General features: G+C 46.4%; 12 protein-coding genes. 3 read left to right on the plus strand and 9 right to left on the minus strand.

What is annotated here, in order from left to right; genetic code table 11:
• Positions 1–76: 76 nt before the first annotated feature.
• The 5 genes from AAHN97_RS14240 to AAHN97_RS14260 all read right to left on the minus strand — a co-directional run bounded on the left by AAHN97_RS14240 (position 77) and on the right by AAHN97_RS14260 (position 6,464).
• Positions 77–1,795 carry a DUF885 family protein gene (locus AAHN97_RS14240; protein WP_343302700.1) on the minus strand — a complete coding sequence of 573 codons (1,719 nt, stop codon included), beginning with the start codon at positions 1,793–1,795 and terminating at the stop codon, positions 77–79.
• Between the two features lie 10 nt (positions 1,796–1,805).
• Positions 1,806–3,053, minus strand: coding sequence for an NAD(P)/FAD-dependent oxidoreductase (locus AAHN97_RS14245; RefSeq protein ID WP_343302701.1), 1,248 nt, complete (start codon positions 3,051–3,053; stop codon positions 1,806–1,808).
• Between the two features lie 76 nt (positions 3,054–3,129).
• Positions 3,130–4,143, minus strand: a complete 1,014-nt coding sequence (locus AAHN97_RS14250; protein ID WP_343302702.1) for a 4-hydroxyproline epimerase — start codon at positions 4,141–4,143, stop codon at positions 3,130–3,132.
• A gap of 18 nt (positions 4,144–4,161) precedes the next feature.
• Positions 4,162–5,577, minus strand: coding sequence for an aldehyde dehydrogenase (NADP(+)) (locus AAHN97_RS14255; RefSeq protein ID WP_343302703.1), 1,416 nt, complete (start codon positions 5,575–5,577; stop codon positions 4,162–4,164).
• Complete coding sequence (locus tag AAHN97_RS14260; RefSeq protein ID WP_343302704.1) at positions 5,574–6,464, minus strand: dihydrodipicolinate synthase family protein; 891 nt, start codon at positions 6,462–6,464, stop codon at positions 5,574–5,576. Before AAHN97_RS14260 ends, AAHN97_RS14255 begins: the two co-directional genes overlap by 4 nt.
• A gap of 135 nt (positions 6,465–6,599) precedes the next feature.
• Here AAHN97_RS14260 and AAHN97_RS14265 point away from each other — a divergent pair, with 135 nt between their 5' ends.
• Entirely contained in the window at positions 6,600–7,451 is an 852-nt protein-coding gene (locus AAHN97_RS14265; RefSeq protein ID WP_343302705.1) for an AraC family transcriptional regulator, read from the plus strand.
• 192 nt (positions 7,452–7,643) lie between these two features.
• Here AAHN97_RS14265 and AAHN97_RS14270 read toward each other — a convergent pair whose 3' ends face one another.
• The 3 genes from AAHN97_RS14270 to AAHN97_RS14280 form a co-directional block, all read right to left on the minus strand.
• Positions 7,644–9,107, minus strand: a complete 1,464-nt coding sequence (locus AAHN97_RS14270; RefSeq protein ID WP_343302706.1) for a Gfo/Idh/MocA family protein — start codon at positions 9,105–9,107, stop codon at positions 7,644–7,646.
• Positions 9,108–9,207: 100 nt separating this feature from the next.
• Complete coding sequence (locus tag AAHN97_RS14275) at positions 9,208–11,553, minus strand: ABC transporter permease (protein WP_343302708.1); 2,346 nt, start codon at positions 11,551–11,553, stop codon at positions 9,208–9,210.
• A 157-nt stretch (positions 11,554–11,710) separates the two neighbouring features.
• On the minus strand, positions 11,711–12,991 hold the full coding sequence (locus AAHN97_RS14280; RefSeq protein WP_343302709.1) for a sensor histidine kinase: 1,281 nt from the start codon (positions 12,989–12,991) through the stop codon (positions 11,711–11,713).
• A 267-nt stretch (positions 12,992–13,258) separates the two neighbouring features.
• On the opposite strand from AAHN97_RS14280, the gene AAHN97_RS14285 reads away from it, so the two are divergent.
• On the plus strand, positions 13,259–13,897 hold the full coding sequence (locus AAHN97_RS14285) for a response regulator transcription factor (RefSeq protein WP_343302710.1): 639 nt from the start codon (positions 13,259–13,261) through the stop codon (positions 13,895–13,897).
• Here the strand turns inward: AAHN97_RS14285 and AAHN97_RS14290 are convergent.
• Complete coding sequence (locus tag AAHN97_RS14290; RefSeq protein WP_343302711.1) at positions 13,894–16,917, minus strand: two-component regulator propeller domain-containing protein; 3,024 nt, start codon at positions 16,915–16,917, stop codon at positions 13,894–13,896. The two genes, AAHN97_RS14285 and AAHN97_RS14290, sit on opposite strands and share 4 nt — an antisense overlap.
• A gap of 284 nt (positions 16,918–17,201) precedes the next feature.
• Here AAHN97_RS14290 and AAHN97_RS14295 point away from each other — a divergent pair, with 284 nt between their 5' ends.
• Entirely contained in the window at positions 17,202–18,014 is an 813-nt protein-coding gene (locus AAHN97_RS14295; protein WP_343302712.1) for a hypothetical protein, read from the plus strand.
• Positions 18,015–18,068 lie beyond the last annotated feature (54 nt).

Consider the following 18,068-nt stretch of genomic DNA (forward strand, 5'->3'; position numbering starts at 1 on the left):
TCTCCATCAGGTACCCGTGTAAAATCAAGTTAAAATTACTTTTGAGACACCCCCTTCCTTTTGCAGGTTATTGATCTTATAGTTTGTAAAACTTCCAATTCGTAGTAAAATCCTTCTTCAGGGGCTGCTTCAGCAATATCGCTCTTACCATTTCCACCGGCATCGAATTCTCCCGGATAATAGCATCATGGAACTGCTGATACGTCATCTTACCACTATCTACCAACTCCTTTTTGAGTGCTTCAAACTGTAAGCCACCGATCATATAAGCGATCTGGTACAGCGGCCCATAACCACCTGTAAAAGAACGGCGCACCTCTCCTTCTGCATTCGCCCTTTCATGATTCACCCGGTCCACCAGGAAATCGATGCATTGTTGTGGCGTCCATTTATTGGTATGATAGCTGAGGGAAAAGATGATCCTTGCGCAACGGTGCATGCGCCAGAACAACATACCCATACGGTCTTCCGGTGTAACAGGGAATTTGAGGTCCCACAGTAAACGTTCCCAGTATAATGCCCAGCCTTCCGTCCAGAAGGGTGTATCAAAGTGGCGGTAAGATCTGTAACGATCGTTCATGAACTGTTGCATGGCATGGCCCGCCAGTAACTCATGATGTACTGTAGCCCTGGAGAAATGAGGATTATTGCCCCGCATGCTCATCATTTTATCATCGTGCTGCATGGTGTTGGTGGGATAGGAAATAATAAATTCCTCTCCGCCCAAAAAGAAAGGGCTAACCAGCTGACGCTCCGGCGCCATCATACTCATACGCCAGGTTTCTTCTGCCAGTGGTGGTATGGTGATCAGGTTGTTCTTTTTGATAAAGGCAACAGATTCCTCATACAACTTCATCATAGCCTCCGGTTGTTTGGAAGGCGGCACATAAGCGTTCTTCACCTTTTCCATGGCAGCTTTCCAGTTATCACCAAAACCCATTTCGCGGGAAGCTTTCAGCATTTCTGCATCACACCAGGCAAACTCCTTATTAGCGATGGTAATAAGGTCTTCTGGCGTATAGGGGATCATTTCCTCCTGTAATTGGCGGATCAGCTCTTCCCTGCCGATGGGATTGCCAATGATACCACTGCCGTCATCTTTCTGGGATACGGCGCTTTTGCCTTTGCTGCTGAGCGCATTGGCGTAATCATTCAATAAACTATCCAATCGTTTATAAGGGGCAGGGATCCACCAGCTGAACAAAGGATCATAACCATTGTAAAAATCAAACGTACTCTTGATGGCCTGCTGCATGCCTCTCGCAACACCCGAAGCTCTGCGGCTGAGGGCTAAAGGCATGGAACTGTCTTTCCGCAATAATGCTTTGGCGGCTATAACATCTTTGGCCAGGATATTCAATTCGCCGGCGAGCTTTTCAGCATCCGGTGCAGTACCCCGGCGGCGCATTTTCTCTACTGCATACAATCTGTCTGCAAATGGGAACCATTGCTGTACATCCTTATACTCTTTCCGCTCCTGCTCCAGCTGAAACAGTTCATCCTTCAGATCACGCTGGAACAGCACGTAATCCACGGCAGAACCAGTGGGCAGTTTGGAGAAATCCAGTTTCGCCAATCGTTTTACATATTCATCCTGCAATACCGTCATCCGCTCTCTGCGTTCAGGAGAGTTACGGACAAAATAGAAACGGTTCAGCGCCCCTCTGTCTGCATAGTACTGCACCATGATATTGTTCACTTCACTGGATTGGTTATACAGGTCAGTATCCTGCGATTGTGCATAGGTGGTAAACTGTACCAGTAACAAACAGATACAGCATAAGGATTTTCTCATGATCAAAGGTTTAAAAACGTTCAGGAGCAAAAGGGGTTATATCCATACTCAGTGCCTGCTCGTTCACCAGCTCGCTGACGAGCTTTCCGGTACCTGCACCCAGGCTCAGCCCCAGCATGGAATGCCCGGTAGCTAATATGCAATTATCAATGCGTTTTAATCTTCCAATGTAAGGCAGTCCGTCTGCTGAACAGGGGCGGTATCCGAACCATACCTGTTCTTTCGGTGGCAGCGGAATATCATAATCCGGCAAAAAGTTCTTCACGGAGCGCAGGATGCCTTTCACCCTGTTCATATCCGGCGGCGCATTCAGGGAGGTGATTTCCATGGTGCCGCCAAAACGGATCTTGTTTCCGTCCATCGGCGTGATAGCTACCCTGCCTTCCATGAGGATGGCGGGATGATTCAGTTTATAGGGCGCATTTTCATAGGTAATGGAATATCCCCTGCCTGCAGCCATAGGTAATTTCACATCTACCAACGCAGCCATTTCACGGCTCCAGGAACCGGTTGCGATCACCAGCATATCAGTTTCGTATACGCCTTGCCGTGTTTTCACCCGTTTGATCTTTCCCTGTTCCTTTTCAATGCTTTCCACTTCCTGCCCGGGCACAAAGGTGACATTGCTTTTGGACCGTAAATATGCCAGCAGGTTATGCATGAGTTTATTGGGATAGAGATGTGCATCACATTTAAAATACACCGCTCCCCTGATATTCAGTTTTGTTTGCGGCTCCATGGCCTGCACCTGTTCTGCGTTCAGATATTCCGCATCCAAACCAAGTTCCTTTGCTTTCTCTACGGTATGATGTGCATGCAGTGCATTGGCTTCCGACTGGAAGAGATCCAGCAAACCTTTCTGTTCATAAGCAAAATCAAACTCCGGCTGACGCAGCCATGTTTCATACCATCCTTTACTGAGTACGGCAATGTCCCGCAACGGAACGGCGCTTCTTTCCACATGTGCTGCATTGGCGCTGCGGATGAACTTCAATCCCCAGTCTATCAGGTCCATGCTTAATCTTGGTTTCACGTAAAAGGGGCTTTGCGCGTTCAGCATCCATTTCAATCCCTGCTTTACGATACCGGGCGTAGCCATGGGCACAAAGTGGCTGGGGCATACATATCCCGCATTGCCGTAAGAGCAATTATCCGAAAGATCTCCTTTGTCAATGATCGTTACATCCCAACCGCTTTCCTGCAGAAAATAAGCGGAGCTTAAGCCAATGATCCCACCGCCGATAACAGTACATTTCATGCTTTTTATTTATTACTTACAAAACCTGGAAACCACCCGGATCAACGCCGATAGTATTTCATGCTTTGTTTATTACTTACAAAACCTGGAAACCATATGCATAAGGATCATCATCCGGATCAATACTAATGGTATTGTATCCATAGACCCTGGCCCATCCTTCAATACTTGGCCTGATAGCGGCTTTCCCGGCTACAGATGTTTCTTCTTCAATGCGGCCGGTGAAGCGGGAACCGATAATACTTTCATGAATGAATTCATCTCCTTTCTTCAGTTTCCCTTTTGCATACCACTGTGCCATGCGGGCAGAAGTTCCGGTACCACAGGGAGAACGGTCTATGGCCTTATCTCCGTAGAACACGGCATTACGGGCAGTGGATGCGGGGTCCAGTACAGCACCCGTCCATAACACATGCGAGCAGCCATTGATCGTTGGATCATCAGGATGAACGAAAGTATATTTATCATTGATCCTTTTACGGATCTCCCTGGCCCATGCAATCAGCTTATCCGCACTGTAATGTTCCAGCCCTGCAAAGTTCTTTTGTACATCCACAATGGCGTAGAAATTACCGCCATAGGAAACATCAAACACCAACTCTCCCAACTCCGGGCAATCTACGGTGAGTTCTGTGGCTTCCAGGAAAGAAGGCACATTGGTGAGCTTCACTGTTTTCACTTTATTGCCGATGGTGGTATAAGAAATGTTCACCAGTCCTGCCGGGGCTTCCATGCGAACGGTGCCATGTGTTTTAGGTAACAGTAATCCCTCTTCGATAGCGATGGTGATGGTACCGATAGTACCATGCCCGCACATGGGCAAACAGCCGCTGGTTTCAATGAACAACACGGCTACATCGTTCTGCGGATCATGGGGAGCATACAGGATACTGCCGCTCATCATGTCATGGCCGCGGGGTTCAAACATCAGTCCTTTTCGGATCCAGTCGAATTCTTCCAGGAAGTGCTGACGCTTTTCGCTCATGTTATTACCAGTGAGGGTGGGCCCTCCTCCTGCCACTACGCGGACCGGGTTACCACAGGTATGAGCATCAATACAGAAAAAAGTCTTTTTACGCGCAGGCTTCATCTTTCTAAAGTAATAAAATTATACATTCTTCCACTCATTGTTCACCGTACGCCAGATCCCGCGGGGGTTGGCATTCTGCAATTCCTCCGGCAGCAGGGCATCCGGGAAACCCTGGAAGCAAACAGGCCGCACCCATCGCTGGATGGCAGAGGTACCTACAGAAGTGAAACGGGCATCGGAGGTAGCCGGGAAAGGTCCGCCATGCACCATGCTGCTATTTACTTCCACACCGGTTGGCACTTCATTGATGATCACCCTTCCGGCCAGGGAAGTTTGCAGGGAAATAATATCCCGGTGTTCGGCAAGGTCTTTATCTGTACCCATGATGGTAGCTGTCAGTTGCCCTGAAATGCTTTGCAGCACTTTGATCAACTCTGCTTTATCCGCACATTCCACTAATAAAGAGAATGGTCCAAAAACCTCTTCCCGGAGATGCGGAACAGCTAAAAACTCAGAAGCTTTGACCGTGGCAATGGCAGTTGCCGGCTCTCCATCTCCTTTATAGACAACGTATGGCAACATCTCCGTTAGTCCCTGCTGATAATTCGTATGAATTCCTTCATGCAGCATAGGCATTGGTGTTACCTGGCTTACTTCTTCTCCTAACTGAGACAGGAACGCTTTCAGCGCAGGACTTTTGATACCCAGCAATAAACCCGGGTTGGTACAGAACTGCCCCATTCCCAGGGTAACAGAACCTGCCAGTTTTTTAGCCAGTGCTGCTCCATTTTGCGTTAAGGTATCCGGCAATAATACCACAGGATTGATACTGCTCATCTCCGCAAACACGGGAATCGGCTTTTCTCTTTCTGCAGCATATCGCATTAAAGCAGTGCCTCCGTTGAAAGAGCCGGTGAAACCAACACCTGTTGTATTGGGATGCATCACCAGTTCTTTACCGGTTGTATTACCCGGGCCCAGCACATGTTGCAAAGTATGTTCCGGCATACCGGACAAACGGATCGCTTCCTGAATGGCATTGTATACCAGTAAAGAGGTACCGGCATGTGCAGAGTGCCCTTTTACCACAACCGTGGAGCCGGAAGCCAATGCGCTCGCCGTATCCCCTCCCGCTGTTGAAAAAGCAAAAGGAAAATTACTGGCACCGAACACTACCACAGGACCAACAGGGATCAGCATCTTTCGGGTATCCGGTTTGGATGGCTGGTTATCAATAGCCGCGGCTACCCAGCTGCCTTCTGTGATATAGGCAGCAAACATTTTCAACTGACCTGTCGTACGCGTGATCTCATTATTGAGCCTGGGTAAAGGCAGATGCGTTTCTTCATGTGCCTTTGCTGTAAGTTGTTCCCGTTTGGCTTCTATCTGCTCCGCGATCTTCTCCAGGAACTGCGCACGTTGTACAGGCGTTGTTTTACTATACACCTCAAATGCAGCTTTCGCCTGCTGCATGATCTCTTTTATCTCACTCATGGTCTTGTTGCAATGGCATGATCAATTACTTTCAGGATACGTTCCCTTTCTTCTCCTATCAGTGCAAGGCGGGGTGCTCTTACATACTCGCTGCCTATACCTGCACGTGTTTCCGCCAGCTTGATGTATTGTACCAGTTTGGGATGAATATCCAGTTCCAGCAAAGGCATGAACCACCTGTACAATGGCAGCGCCTCCTGGATCTTTCCGGCTTTGATCAGTTTATATAAGTTAACGGTTTCAACAGGAAAAGCACATACAAGCCCAGCAACGAGCCCGTCTGCCCCTGTTACCAATTCTTCCAGCGTTAAGGTATCTACGCCGCAAAGGATCTTAAAACGGTCTCCAAACCGGTTTTGCATGCGGATCACATTCGTCACATCACGTGTGGATTCTTTCACGGCTTCAATGTTCTTTTCGGCAGACAGTTCTTCAAACATATCCAGCGTGATCTCCGTTTTATAATCCACCGGGTTATTGTATAACATAATAGGTAAACTGGTGGAGCGGGCAATCGTACGGAAATATTCCACTGTTTCGCGTGCATCAGACTTATAACGCATCGGAGGTAACAGCATCAGGCCGGAAGCACCCCATTCTTCTGCCAGGGCTGCCTGCCGGAGGGCTTCACGGGTAGCACCTTCTGCAATATTGATCACCACAGGTACCCTGCCGGCGATCTGTTTAACCGCATGTTTTACCAATGTGGCCTTCTCTTCCGTAGTGATCACGCTGGCCTCTCCTAATGAGCCTCCAAGGATAATTCCCTCCACACCAGCTTCCAGCTGCGCATCAAGGTTCCTGCTGAATAATGTAAGATCCAGTTCATCCGCTGCTGTGAACTTAGTAGTGAGTGCGGGAAATACTCCCTTCCATGTAATTGCCATCGCTTTCTTTTTTTTCCAAAAGTACCGCGATCACCCTTGGCCTTGCCTGCGGTTTTTAATCATTTATGCTCATATTTTGATCAATCCGAAGGATGTTTTTCTGAATAAGGGTAAAATTTGCTTAAATTGTGCATCATGAAAGTATTGCAGTTTACAATACCTGTGTCCCACGATAAGAACATTATCGTACAAAAAGAGCAATTGCCTTTCTTCTATCCTCACCTGCACCGGCACGATGAAATTCAACTCACCTGGGTGCTGAAAGGAACAGGTACGCTTATCGCTGAAAACAGCATGCAAACCTTCAGGGCCAACGAAATATTCTGGATTGCCGGTAATCAGCCGCATGTATTTAAAAGCGATGCCAGTGAAGATACTGTTGAATCCTTAACACTCTTCTTCAACCCAAATGGCAAGCTGGCTACCGTATTTGAATTAACGGAATTAAAGAAGATCAGCACTTTCATTCATAAATACCCGAACGGCTTCAAAGTACCGGAAGAATATGTTGCAGAGTTATCAGAAATGATGTTACGTTTAGACCAGACGCAGGGCGCAAAGCAATTCATGCAGTTCATCCTCCTGCTGAGTTTCCTGCAACCGCTGCAGGACCTGATACCATTGGTTTCCGGCTCCCGCCTTTCCAGTGTGAACGACCAGGAGGGCATCCGCATCGGCGCCATTTATGATTATATCATGAAACATTACGATACGGATATTATGCTGGAGGATATTGCCAAACATGCGAACATGACGCCACAGGCATTCTGCCGCTATTTCAAAAAACATACGCGGCTTACCTTCATCACCTTCCTCAATGAAGTGAGGATCCACGAAGCCTGCAAGAAACTATCCGGCGGTATCAATGATAATATATCTACGATTGCTTATCAGAGCGGGTTTAACAGTATCGCTACATTCAACAGGGTATTCAAAACCATTACCGGCAGAGCGCCAAGGGAGTATATCAGGGAGTTGGAGAAATAAGATGCCACCAGGGTTTACAGATGAGCTGGAGAAATAAGACGCCGCCAGGGTTTACAGATGAGCTGGAGAAATAAGACGCCGCCAGGGTTTACAGATGAGCTGGAGAAATAAGATGCCACCGGGGTTTACAGATGAGCTGAAAAAATAAAGAACGCGCTGCCTGCTTATCTCAAACAGCGCGTTCGTATAAAATTAATGTACGTTCAGTTGCTTGGACTCACCCTTCTTTTCAACACCTATCACACCTGTAGTACCGCCACCTTTCAGCGTCAGTTCAACCGGTGCATTGGTTTTCCAGGAACCTCTTGTGAAGTCAGGAATATCCACACTGTTACCACGGTTGGCGATTGACTTCTCTGTCAATGGAACAATACAGCTCCATGCAGCCGCGTCATATACATCCTGGTCCAGCGGCAGGCCGTTACGCAAACAGTCGATCAAACGCCAGTCCATCATAAAGTCCATACCACCATGGCCACCTACCTGTTTAGCCAGGTCACCGATCTTACGGATGATCTCAGGGGTATATTGGTCATAGAGTTTTTTCAGTTCTTCTTCCTTGATCCATTCATGACCGAATGCGATACGCTCAGGATCAGGCCATTTGGAAGCCACACCTTTGGTACCACTGATCAGGTGGATGCGGGAATACGGACGAGGGGAAGTAACATCATGCTGGATCATGATGGTTTTACCTTTGCTGGTTTTAATAGTAGTGGTGCTCATGTTACCGCGGTAAGGCAGGTTCACGAATTCTTTATAGAAGTCGTCAGTTGCTGCTCTTTCCTTCGCGATCGCATTCATCATGAAGTCGTTCGTAGCTACGGACACCAGGTAATCCATTTTATCGCCGCGGTTGATGTTGAGGCATTGCGCAACAGGGCCCAGGCCATGCGTAGGATACAGGTTGGCTTTGTGTTTGCCGTTCATGCGGAGCCTCCACATGTTCTGATAACCTTTTTTGGAGAAGTTCAGGTCGCGCAGATCATGGATATACGCACCTTCAGCATGCACCAGCTCACCAAACATACCCTGGCGGGCCATGTTGAGGGTCAGCAGCTCAAAGAAATCATAGCAGCAGTTTTCCAGCATCATACAATGCTTTTTGGTGCGCTCCGATGTTTCCACGAGTTTCCAGCAATCTTCCAGCGTTAAAGCAATGGGTACTTCGGAAGCGGCATGTGCGCCATGTTCCATTGCATACAACGCCATAGGCGTATGCAGTTCCCATGGAGTGGTGATGTACACCAGGTCCAGCTTTTCGTTGTTGATCATGTCCTTCCAGCCATTCTGACCGGAATACTCTTTGGCGGCTGGCCTTCCGGACTTCGTCACTATCTTGTTGGATTTAGTGGCGCGTTCCGGCAACAGGTCACACAGGGCAACAATTTCAACACCGTCTATGAAAGACATACGTTGTACAGCACCCGGACCACGCATACCCTGGCCAATAAAGCCAATACGTACTTTGTCGATCTTCGGCGCTGCGTAACCGCTCATGTTAAAACGTTGTTGTTTGTTGGACTGGTCCAGTGCCTGCCTCAATTCCCGGTCACTTGGTGCGGTGGGGGAAGAAGCGAATGTGGGGATCCCTGCTGCGAGGGCTCCTGTACCTACCGCCAGGTGACGGAGGAAATTTCTGCGATTTGAACTCATCATAGTTGCTTTAGAGCTGTAGAGTAGACTTTAAGGAGGTTAAAATAGTAATTTTTTAAACTTCTCTACACTTTATTTGATAGGCGTTCACAGAAATCCCCTATTCTATCCGCAAACTTCGTATAGGATCTGCATTGGCAGCGCGGATAGTCTGAACACTTATGGTAAGGAATGCAATGGCAATGGCGCCCAGTCCTGCCAGCGCAAACACCCACCAGCTGACATAGATCCTGTAGTTATAATTATCCAGCCACTGGTCCATAAAATACCAGGCCACCGGGGAAGCAATGAAAAGTGCAACCACTACCAGCTTCATGAAATCCATCGTTAACAAACGTGTGATACTGGCAACAGAAGCGCCCATCACCTTGCGGACACCAATTTCCTTCGTTCTGTTTTCTGCCATATACATAGCCAGGCCCAACAGGCCAAGGCAGGCGATCAGGATGGTCAGGCCGGAAAACAATCCTATTAACCGGGTCATGAATTGTTGCTCTCCGAACTTCCTGGCATATTGTTCATCCACAAAAAAAACTTCGAATGGATATTGGGAGTTATACTTTCTGAAGATCGCTTCCACTCCTGCCAGCGCTTTAGCTGTTGTATATTTGCTGCTTAGTTTAATATGCAAAACACCCATGCCCTCCTTTGGCCCCTTTACCATAAATGGCTTAATAGCCTGGTAGGGAGATTCGGAGATAAAATCTTTCACTACTCCTACCACATGCCATTTAACCGGATCATCGAATATCGTTTCACCTATGGGATCGGCAAAACCCATCACTTTAACAGCCGCTTCATTGATCAGGCAGGCCGTTGAATCTGTGGGATATTTTTTTACATCTATATCCCTGCCTTGTACTAACTGCATGCCAAAGGTTTTTACCATATCACCGTCCGCAGCGTACCGCTTTACCATCACCTTTTCGTTTTCCGGCTTTCCTTTCCATTGCATGCTAAACCCTGTGCTCCAGATCTGCGTAATAGGATTCTGGGTTTTAGTAACTGCCGAAGCAAAACCATTATTCAGCAATTCATCTTTTATAAGCTGGTAATTTTTACCAACCTCTCCTTTCATAAATGTATATACCAGGTCCTTTCGTTCATATCCCACTTCCCTATCCTGCCCGTATTTTAACTGTTGCCGGATGATGATCGTACAGATGATCAAACCAATGGCAAAAGAAAATTGCAGCACCACCAATACTTTCCTGGGCGTAACCAGGGCATGCACGTTCTTAAAACTGCCCTTCAGCACCTGCACAGGTCTGAAACGGGAAAGGAATAAGGCAGGGTAGCTGCCTGCCAGGAAACCTGTCAACAGAATAAATCCCGTGATGGCCAACCACCATTCCGGCCTGTTAAAGTGAAATACAAGCGTTTTACCGATCAGTAAATTAAAAGAAGGTAATACAAGTATCACAGCGGCAACGGCCAGTATACCTGCGATAAAAGAGATCAGTAATGATTCCCCCAGGAACTGCCCAATGAGGGTTTCTTTATTGGCGCCTGCCACTTTACGTATACCAACCTCTTTAGCCCGTTTTTCACTGCGTGCAGTAGAGAGGTTCATGAAATTGATGCAGGCTATCAACAAAATAAGCCCTGCAATCAGGGCAAAGGTCCGGACTTTGGTAATCCTTCCACCTACCGGCACGCCATTCTCAAATTTCCCATACAGGTATTCCTGGCTCACCGGGTATAAAAACGCTTCGGTATTGGAACGTTTATTACTATAGGCACTGATCATACCTTTCAGCTTGTTATTCACAAGCGCAGATGAAGTATTGGGTTTGAGCAACACAAAGGTGCGGGGGCTTATATTCGTCCAGTCTTTATCCGTAAATCCCCTGGACTGGCGCAACATGGAAGAGTTCAGGTACTCAAAATCAAACATGGAGTTATCGGGAAGGTCTTTCAGCACCCCTGTTACCGTAAAGTTTTCATCTGTACCTATCCGCAATGATTTACCCAGTGCAGAAACGTTCCCGAATAACTTATGCGCCAGTTGCTGCGTAAGTACAATACTTAAAGGATCATTCAACAGGGTATTAATATCTCCTTCCACCAGCGGGAAATTGAACATCTTCAAAAAAGCAGGATCTACCCAGTTTCCCTTTCCATTGATCTGATTTTCTCCATAGGTAAACAATAACATGCCGCCACCACCAAAGCGGGCTACGGCGGCTGCTTCCGGAATATCTGCAGTGATGGCCGGACCCATTAATTCAGGAGTATAAGTATTGGATTCTATCTTTCCTTCCACAACATTGTTCGTCCATACTTCAAATAAGCGTTCCGGGTGATGATGAAAGCGATCATAACTTACTTCATGCTGGATCCACAATAAGATCAGCATAGCACTGGCCATACCTAATACCAGGCCGCTGATATTAATGAATGAGAATGCCTTATTGCGCAGGAGATTTCTGAATGCAACCTTCATGTAATTTTTAAACATAGGAATTAAATTATGTAGGATGGATGGCTTTCTCCCCACAAAAGCATACCAATTACAGCAGCTATTGATTATGAGCAGATTACAGGGGTAAAAGCAGCAGAAAGTGTCCGGTTTTGATACAGGGCTTGTCCGGTTTCAACGTTTAGCAAAGGGGAAGGCTTAGCAGTACCGTGGTACCTTTCCCGGGTTCGCTGGAAAGTTTCACCTCTCCGTTATTTAATTCTGCCAGTTCTTTTACCACCAGCAGGCCCAGCCCAACGCCATGTTCGTTTTCCGTTCCAAAGCAGGTGAAATGTAATTCCAGGTCAAAGAGCCTTTCCATCAGTTTGGGATCTATCCCGGTACCGGTATCTGTAATGGCCAGCTCCATATGATCGAGCCTTTGCCTTGCAGCAATGCTTACAATACCTCCCCTGGGAGTATATTTGATGGCATTGGATAACAGGTTACGCAGGATAATGGAAAAGTGTTCCGGATCTGCATATACCCTGGCATTTTCCGGCACGGCCATTAAAAGGTTGATGGCTTTTCCTTTCAGGGTTTCCTCAAACCGCACCTTCAATGGCAGCAGGATGCTATTCACTTTGCAGGCTTCCGGTATGGCCTCCTGCCCTTTCATCTGGGAGTGTGCCCAGTGCATGGTATTTTCCAGGCTGAGCAGTCCGTTGTCCAGGTGATTTTCTACCTTTTTGGTGAACGAAGTAAATTCAGCAGGCGTTACATCATCCGAAAGCGCCACCAGGGATTTCATGCTGGCCAGGGGCTGACGCAGGTCACGGGAGAGGATGGACAATACTTTCTCTTTTGTTTCATTCAGGTTCTTCAGGGTCTCTGCTTTTTCTTTCAGCCTTCTGTTCATGCCTTCCAGTAATTGCCGGTTATGCAGCTGGTCTTTTTTATAATTGGCGATGATCAGGCCCAGGAAAGTACAGGCCACCACATAACTCATGATCTCCCGGAGGAAAGGCAGTTCACTGATCAGGGGAGGATGCGTATCCACATACAGGCGGGTAAAGGTGAACAATGCCACGTTTAAAACGCCCAGTGAATAACGTTCCCAGGGGTTATCAAACAGTAATACAATAGTGAGGATGTTAAAAAGCAGCAGCAGTTCCACGCTGTTATGATAGGCAAGCGCTACAAAGGAAAAGAGCACCATGCTTTCAAATACAGCCAGGTAGCGGGCAGTTCCGTAATACCCATAGCGCTGTAAAACAATAACACCGGAGGAGAAAATAATGGACACGAAATAAGTGACCGCCAGGATGTAATATCCTGTGAGGCCATTGAGGATTATGAGCAAAAAAGCCAGCAAAACCGCTACAAGGCATCCCAGGTTGAGTGACCTTATCAGCTTTTGCTCCACGATGGGCTGCGATGGCCGCCGCCCTGCATTTAGTACTGCCTTGATGAATTTTTTCATAGCACCTGCACACCAAATGTAGTTTATTCTGGTATTGCAGGGCTGCTTTGAATTGTTAACGAAGGTTTTATGCAGGGTTAAACTGTCCGCATGATTTATTAGCGCAAAATAATATGTATGTCAACGACTTGCGTATAGACATATCACGTCTTTGCTTGTAGTAATAGTTCTACTTGCCTAAAAGAAAGGAACAAAAAGAAGAATTATATTTTACTTTTGTCCGGCACCCTTCGTATAGCCGGGGCAGCTAACATAACCTATGTAAAAATGAAAACTATCCTGATTGCGGATGACCATACCATCGTAAGATTGGGTGTTACGCATATTGTATCTACTCTTTCCATTCCTGTATCCATCAAAGAAGCTGAGACTTTCGACCAGGTCATCACTTTGCTGGACCAGGATCCTTATGATCTTCTGATACTCGACATTAATATTCCCGGTGGTAACAGTCTTCAGATGATTGATGCCGTAAAGCTCCGGCAGCCAAAGATTAAGATCCTTATCTTTTCCGGTTATGATGAACAACTGTTTGCTATTAATTATATGCAGGCAGGCGCGGACGGGTATCTTGTAAAATACTCGCCGGAAGATGAGATCAGAACTGCTATCCAGACGGTGTTGAACCAGCAGAAATACATGAGCGCCGCCACACGTGAGCAGATGTTGAACATGCTGAACGCACAAAAGGAGCCGGTACAGAATCCACTGGCCACTTTATCCGGGCGGGAGATAGAAGTGATGAACCTGCTCACGAAAGGAATACCTGTTGCAAAAATAGCAGAGATGCTGCATTTGCAGGTAACTACTGTGAGCACCTATAAAACACGCGTATTTGAAAAACTGGGCATCTCCAATATTGTAGAACTGCTGGAAAAAGTAAAGATGTACAGCACCACGCTTTAATTACTATTATTAATTTCCAGGATCACTGATACTGTAGTTCCCGTATCCTTATTCGGTATTACTTTCAACCTGCCATTGATCAGCAGGAGTAACTCTATCACGATCAGCAGACCAATACCGTTATGCACCTGTGTGTCTGTTGCATTGTACTGGTTTACCCAGTCCGCCAGCACCGGCTGCATACCGATGCCTGTATCTATAAATCTGATGCAGACCTCATTGCCCTGGTGAATGGCTTCCATATGGATAGAACCCTGCGTGGTATATTTCACCGCATTGTCCAGCAGGTTATGCATTACCACGGCCAGCAACTGGCGGTTCACCATTACTTTGCTGCCCGGCGTAGTATCGTTGAAGATCTCCACTTCTCTTGCGGCAGCAATGGGCCTGAAGATACCCGCTTTCTCTTCCAGCAGGTCGTGCAGGTCTACCGCTTCCAGTATAACGCCTTCGCCCTTGATATGCGTTTTCATATACTGGATGAGGTTCTCCACAAGATGATACATCTTGTAGAGCGCATCATATACCGCTTTTGCACTCTTATCGCCCGTATTACGGTTATTGGATAAGAGCATAAGGAACTTCATGGGTGTTTTGATGTCGTGCGTGATAGCTGCGATCAGCCGCTGCTGCATCAGGGTTTGCTTGCGCAGTTTGTTCTCTGAAGTCTGCAGGAACTCCAGGGCCTGCTTGAGTTCTCTTGTTCTGTCAGACACCCGCGTTTCCAGCAAGTGGGTTTTGTATTGAATACTGGTGATGCGCCAGCGAAGGTACGCCACCACAGACAATGCCAGCAATCCCAGCAGGAGTATGCGGAACCACACTGTTTCAAACCAGGCCAGTTCTACCGTAAAAACAATTGATTTTTCTATAAAATTGTTGGCACCAAAACCATTGATCTTGCGGATACGGAGGTGATAGGTACCCGAAGGCATGGAAGAAAACGAAATAACATGGTTGCTCTCTACCGGTAACCAGATGTCGTTTCCTTCACCAGCTACCGAATAAAAGATCTGTGTATTATAGTTATCTCCAAAAAAAGGCGTGCTGATATGCAATTTGAGTTGCAGGAAGTTGTTCGGCAGCAAAAGCGTATCGTTTGCCGGCAAAGAATGCCCGTCCAGCTCCACTTCATCCAGGAACAATTTCCTCGCCGGCAGATAGTGGTTTAATGAATCAGGAGAGAACCGCACAATACCGTCCAGGGAAGGCAGCGAGATATCCCCGTTGCTGAGTTTTAAAGCACATGGCTGGCATCCGCCATTAAATTCATTCGTAAAAAAACCCTGGCTCTTTCCATAATAGAAATAATAGACGAGGTCCTGCTTCCAGTCTGCATAAGCTATCAGGTCTTTACGGGAAGCTTTGAACAATCCTTTATTGCTGGTGATCCAGAAGTAACCATGTGCATCGCCGATGATACAGTGTGCAAAGGCCAGGTATTTAAGTTTATCCAGCGGCATGGTAGTTAACCTGTTTTGCCGGTGCAGGTAGAAACCACTCCCGTATGTAGTGACCCAGACTTCATCTTTGTTGGGAATGTATAAACTTCTTACATGTGCCTCCTCCAGGCCGGCAATTGTGTCTATCCTGTTTTTGCTGACCTGGATGCGGAACAAGCCCTTACTGGTGCCTACCCACATGGTATCAGCATTTTCCATCTGCATGTAAGTGGCACCTTTTATAGTGGCGCTATACAAAAGCGGCACAGGGTTTTCATCCTTCGTGTAAAGGTAATAAAGCCCGGACTTCAGGGTGCCGATCCATAAACGGCCAGCGTTATCTGTATAAAGCTGGCTGACACCATCATGAAAATCCCTTGACCACAATATTTCAGTACAGGCTGCATTCATTTTATAGATGCTCCTGATGGATTTGCTCCAGATGTTGCCCTCCTTATCCACCTGCATGCTGTAATTGTCATACCTTCCTTTTACCCGGTCGAACAAGGGTAAGGAAGAATGTTTTCCCTGCGCATCGAATGCAATTCCTTGCGGTGTTATGATACCATCATTTCCAAATGGTGCCTGTGCATAATACACGTCTGTTTTCCCCTCTCCCGTACGAAGCGGATGAAACTGCTTCCAGGAAAAAACAAACATTCCCTTGGAACTGCTGCCCAGGTAAACACGTTTATTGAAGGCGGTATAATAAACAGAAAGAATAGACAGCTGTTCAAAATCAAAATCCTTTACCACCAGTGTAGTACCCAGGCTGCCATCTGGCAGTACTTCTACAAAATAACATTGCTGGTCCAGGTAAAAGAAAAGCTGCTGTGCAACAAAATTCCAGTATAATTGAATATCTTTTTTCCGGGTCTTATAAGCAGGAAAATTCAGGATATCCCCTCTGACCATCACATTAACAGCTTTGTCTTTATCGAAAAAGTTGATATCCCCCTTTTCAGTCAACTGATAAAGACTATCCCCCATCGTGAAAAATTTCCAGGGATTGGAAATGGGAAATTTAAACCGGTATTGCTCTTGTTTTTTCCTGACAAATCTGATGCTGTCCTTACACACCATGTAATATTCCTGTGCGTTTACAGGGATCAGGAAATAATCCGGATGGATCCCATCGGCAAAAACATTAGGGAGCCCATTAACCGGATAGGTGAAGGCCGTATCACTATAGATCAGGAATTCATAATCATCCTCCCCTTTTGGATCACGTGTAAACGTAGCCGTTCGGCCGTTCTCCACCTGGATGCCTACCCTTTGGTCCGTTCTGGCAAAAAGTTTGTCATGCCCGGAATTGGAAAAAATATAAGAGATCCTGCTGCTGCTATTGAAATTGCGGAAGCGGTCGCCCTCAAAACGCACCAGGCCGTTTTCCGTGGCCAGCCATAGAAATCCCTCATCATCAGGAGCAATGAACTTTACGCTATTCTGTGGTAAACCATTCTCATCTGTGTAATGAGTAATGGTATACGGTAAAGTATCTATGCCGGATAAACCGGATAAAGCAAACGCAGGCGTACCCGTCAAAAGCGGAATAAGTAAGTGAACAAAACGTCTCATTCTTCTAAATAGAACAAAGGTTAGGGTGTTCTATATAGATGGCATTACAGGTATGCTGATGGAGTAAAGGGTTTCCGCAGGACATATTCTATAATACATAAATATATAGAGATAGTCAATTGACTATCATGACTCATCTATTACTACAAAGATATAAACCTTATTTGGATTCCTTACTATTAACAAAATAGTTTTAATATATGAAAACTATTTGATCATTATAAAATAAACACATGCAATGTGCAGTGTTTTTAGTAAATTGTAAGTATGAAAAAACAAGTACCATGGCCAGGCAGACAGGGCCTATAACGTTTACGGGTAAACTGGGTAACCTTATTGGTTACGAGGTGGATGGCATCCCTCTTGTACGCAGCATGCCCACTCATGTTGAACGCAGTTATGCAACAAAACGTTCAGCGATGGATTTCGGCACAGCGAGCAAAGGAGGCCGTTTGCTGCGCCGTGCATTGTTGGGAGAGTTGGAAATACCGGATGACGGAAAGTTAGTGAACCGGATCAATAAAGTACTACAAGCTATCGTAAAGGCAGATGCCCATCATTTTCCCGGGCAGCGGAGTATCCTTACACGGCATCTTCCTGCTTTAACCGGGTTCAACCTGAATAAGGCCACTAAGCTGGACCAGCTGTTAACTTTCCAGCCTAAGCTTACAAAAGATAAAGATGGTAATATATGCGTATCCGTTACACCGTCCTGCAAAAAAGCAAAGGGCGCTACCCATATAGAAATAAAAGCTTTTGTAACCGGTGTTGATTTTGCAAAAGCGAAATATACACATGCTGCCTCAGAGAGTAAATTAATAGACGTACAGGCAGCACCTGAAAAAATAGAATTCATATTATCGTATACAGGGAAAGAAGCTGCCTTCGTAGTATTGCAGGTGATACCTTTTCAAATGGTAAATGGCGAACTGACCCTATTACAGGATGTTAAATATGCAGCCGCAGATATTATCGGTGTAATGTTGCCGGATAAAACATTATCCGTAGAAGTACATTACAAACCTGATACACGCTCAACGATCCCCCTCCGCAAACAACCCCGCTCTTCCAAAAAGAAACCTCCACCTTTGGAATGATCATCATGTTTATGGTAAAGAAACTGGCTGGAAGTTCGCTTCCTTTCGCAAACC

This window comes from Chitinophaga niabensis, from assembly GCF_039545795.1.
Classification (GTDB): domain Bacteria; phylum Bacteroidota; class Bacteroidia; order Chitinophagales; family Chitinophagaceae; genus Chitinophaga; species Chitinophaga niabensis_B.

Excerpts from the sequence above, each read along its gene's own strand:
- AAHN97_RS14240 (WP_343302700.1), bottom strand. The coding sequence starts at position 1,795 with ATGAGAAAATCCTTATGCTGTATCTGTTTGTTACTGGTACAGTTTACC.
- AAHN97_RS14245 (WP_343302701.1), bottom strand. The coding sequence starts at position 3,053 with ATGAAATGTACTGTTATCGGCGGTGGGATCATTGGCTTAAGCTCCGCT.
- AAHN97_RS14250 (WP_343302702.1), bottom strand. The coding sequence starts at position 4,143 with ATGAAGCCTGCGCGTAAAAAGACTTTTTTCTGTATTGATGCTCATACC.
- AAHN97_RS14255 (WP_343302703.1), bottom strand. The coding sequence starts at position 5,577 with ATGAGTGAGATAAAAGAGATCATGCAGCAGGCGAAAGCTGCATTTGAG.
- AAHN97_RS14260 (WP_343302704.1), bottom strand. The coding sequence starts at position 6,464 with ATGGCAATTACATGGAAGGGAGTATTTCCCGCACTCACTACTAAGTTC.
- AAHN97_RS14265 (WP_343302705.1), top strand. The coding sequence starts at position 6,600 with ATGAAAGTATTGCAGTTTACAATACCTGTGTCCCACGATAAGAACATT.
- AAHN97_RS14270 (WP_343302706.1), bottom strand. The coding sequence starts at position 9,107 with ATGAGTTCAAATCGCAGAAATTTCCTCCGTCACCTGGCGGTAGGTACA.
- AAHN97_RS14275 (WP_343302708.1), bottom strand. The coding sequence starts at position 11,553 with ATGAAGGTTGCATTCAGAAATCTCCTGCGCAATAAGGCATTCTCATTC.
- AAHN97_RS14280 (WP_343302709.1), bottom strand. The coding sequence starts at position 12,991 with ATGAAAAAATTCATCAAGGCAGTACTAAATGCAGGGCGGCGGCCATCG.
- AAHN97_RS14285 (WP_343302710.1), top strand. The coding sequence starts at position 13,259 with ATGAAAACTATCCTGATTGCGGATGACCATACCATCGTAAGATTGGGT.
- AAHN97_RS14290 (WP_343302711.1), bottom strand. The coding sequence starts at position 16,917 with ATGAGACGTTTTGTTCACTTACTTATTCCGCTTTTGACGGGTACGCCT.
- AAHN97_RS14295 (WP_343302712.1), top strand. The coding sequence starts at position 17,202 with ATGGCCAGGCAGACAGGGCCTATAACGTTTACGGGTAAACTGGGTAAC.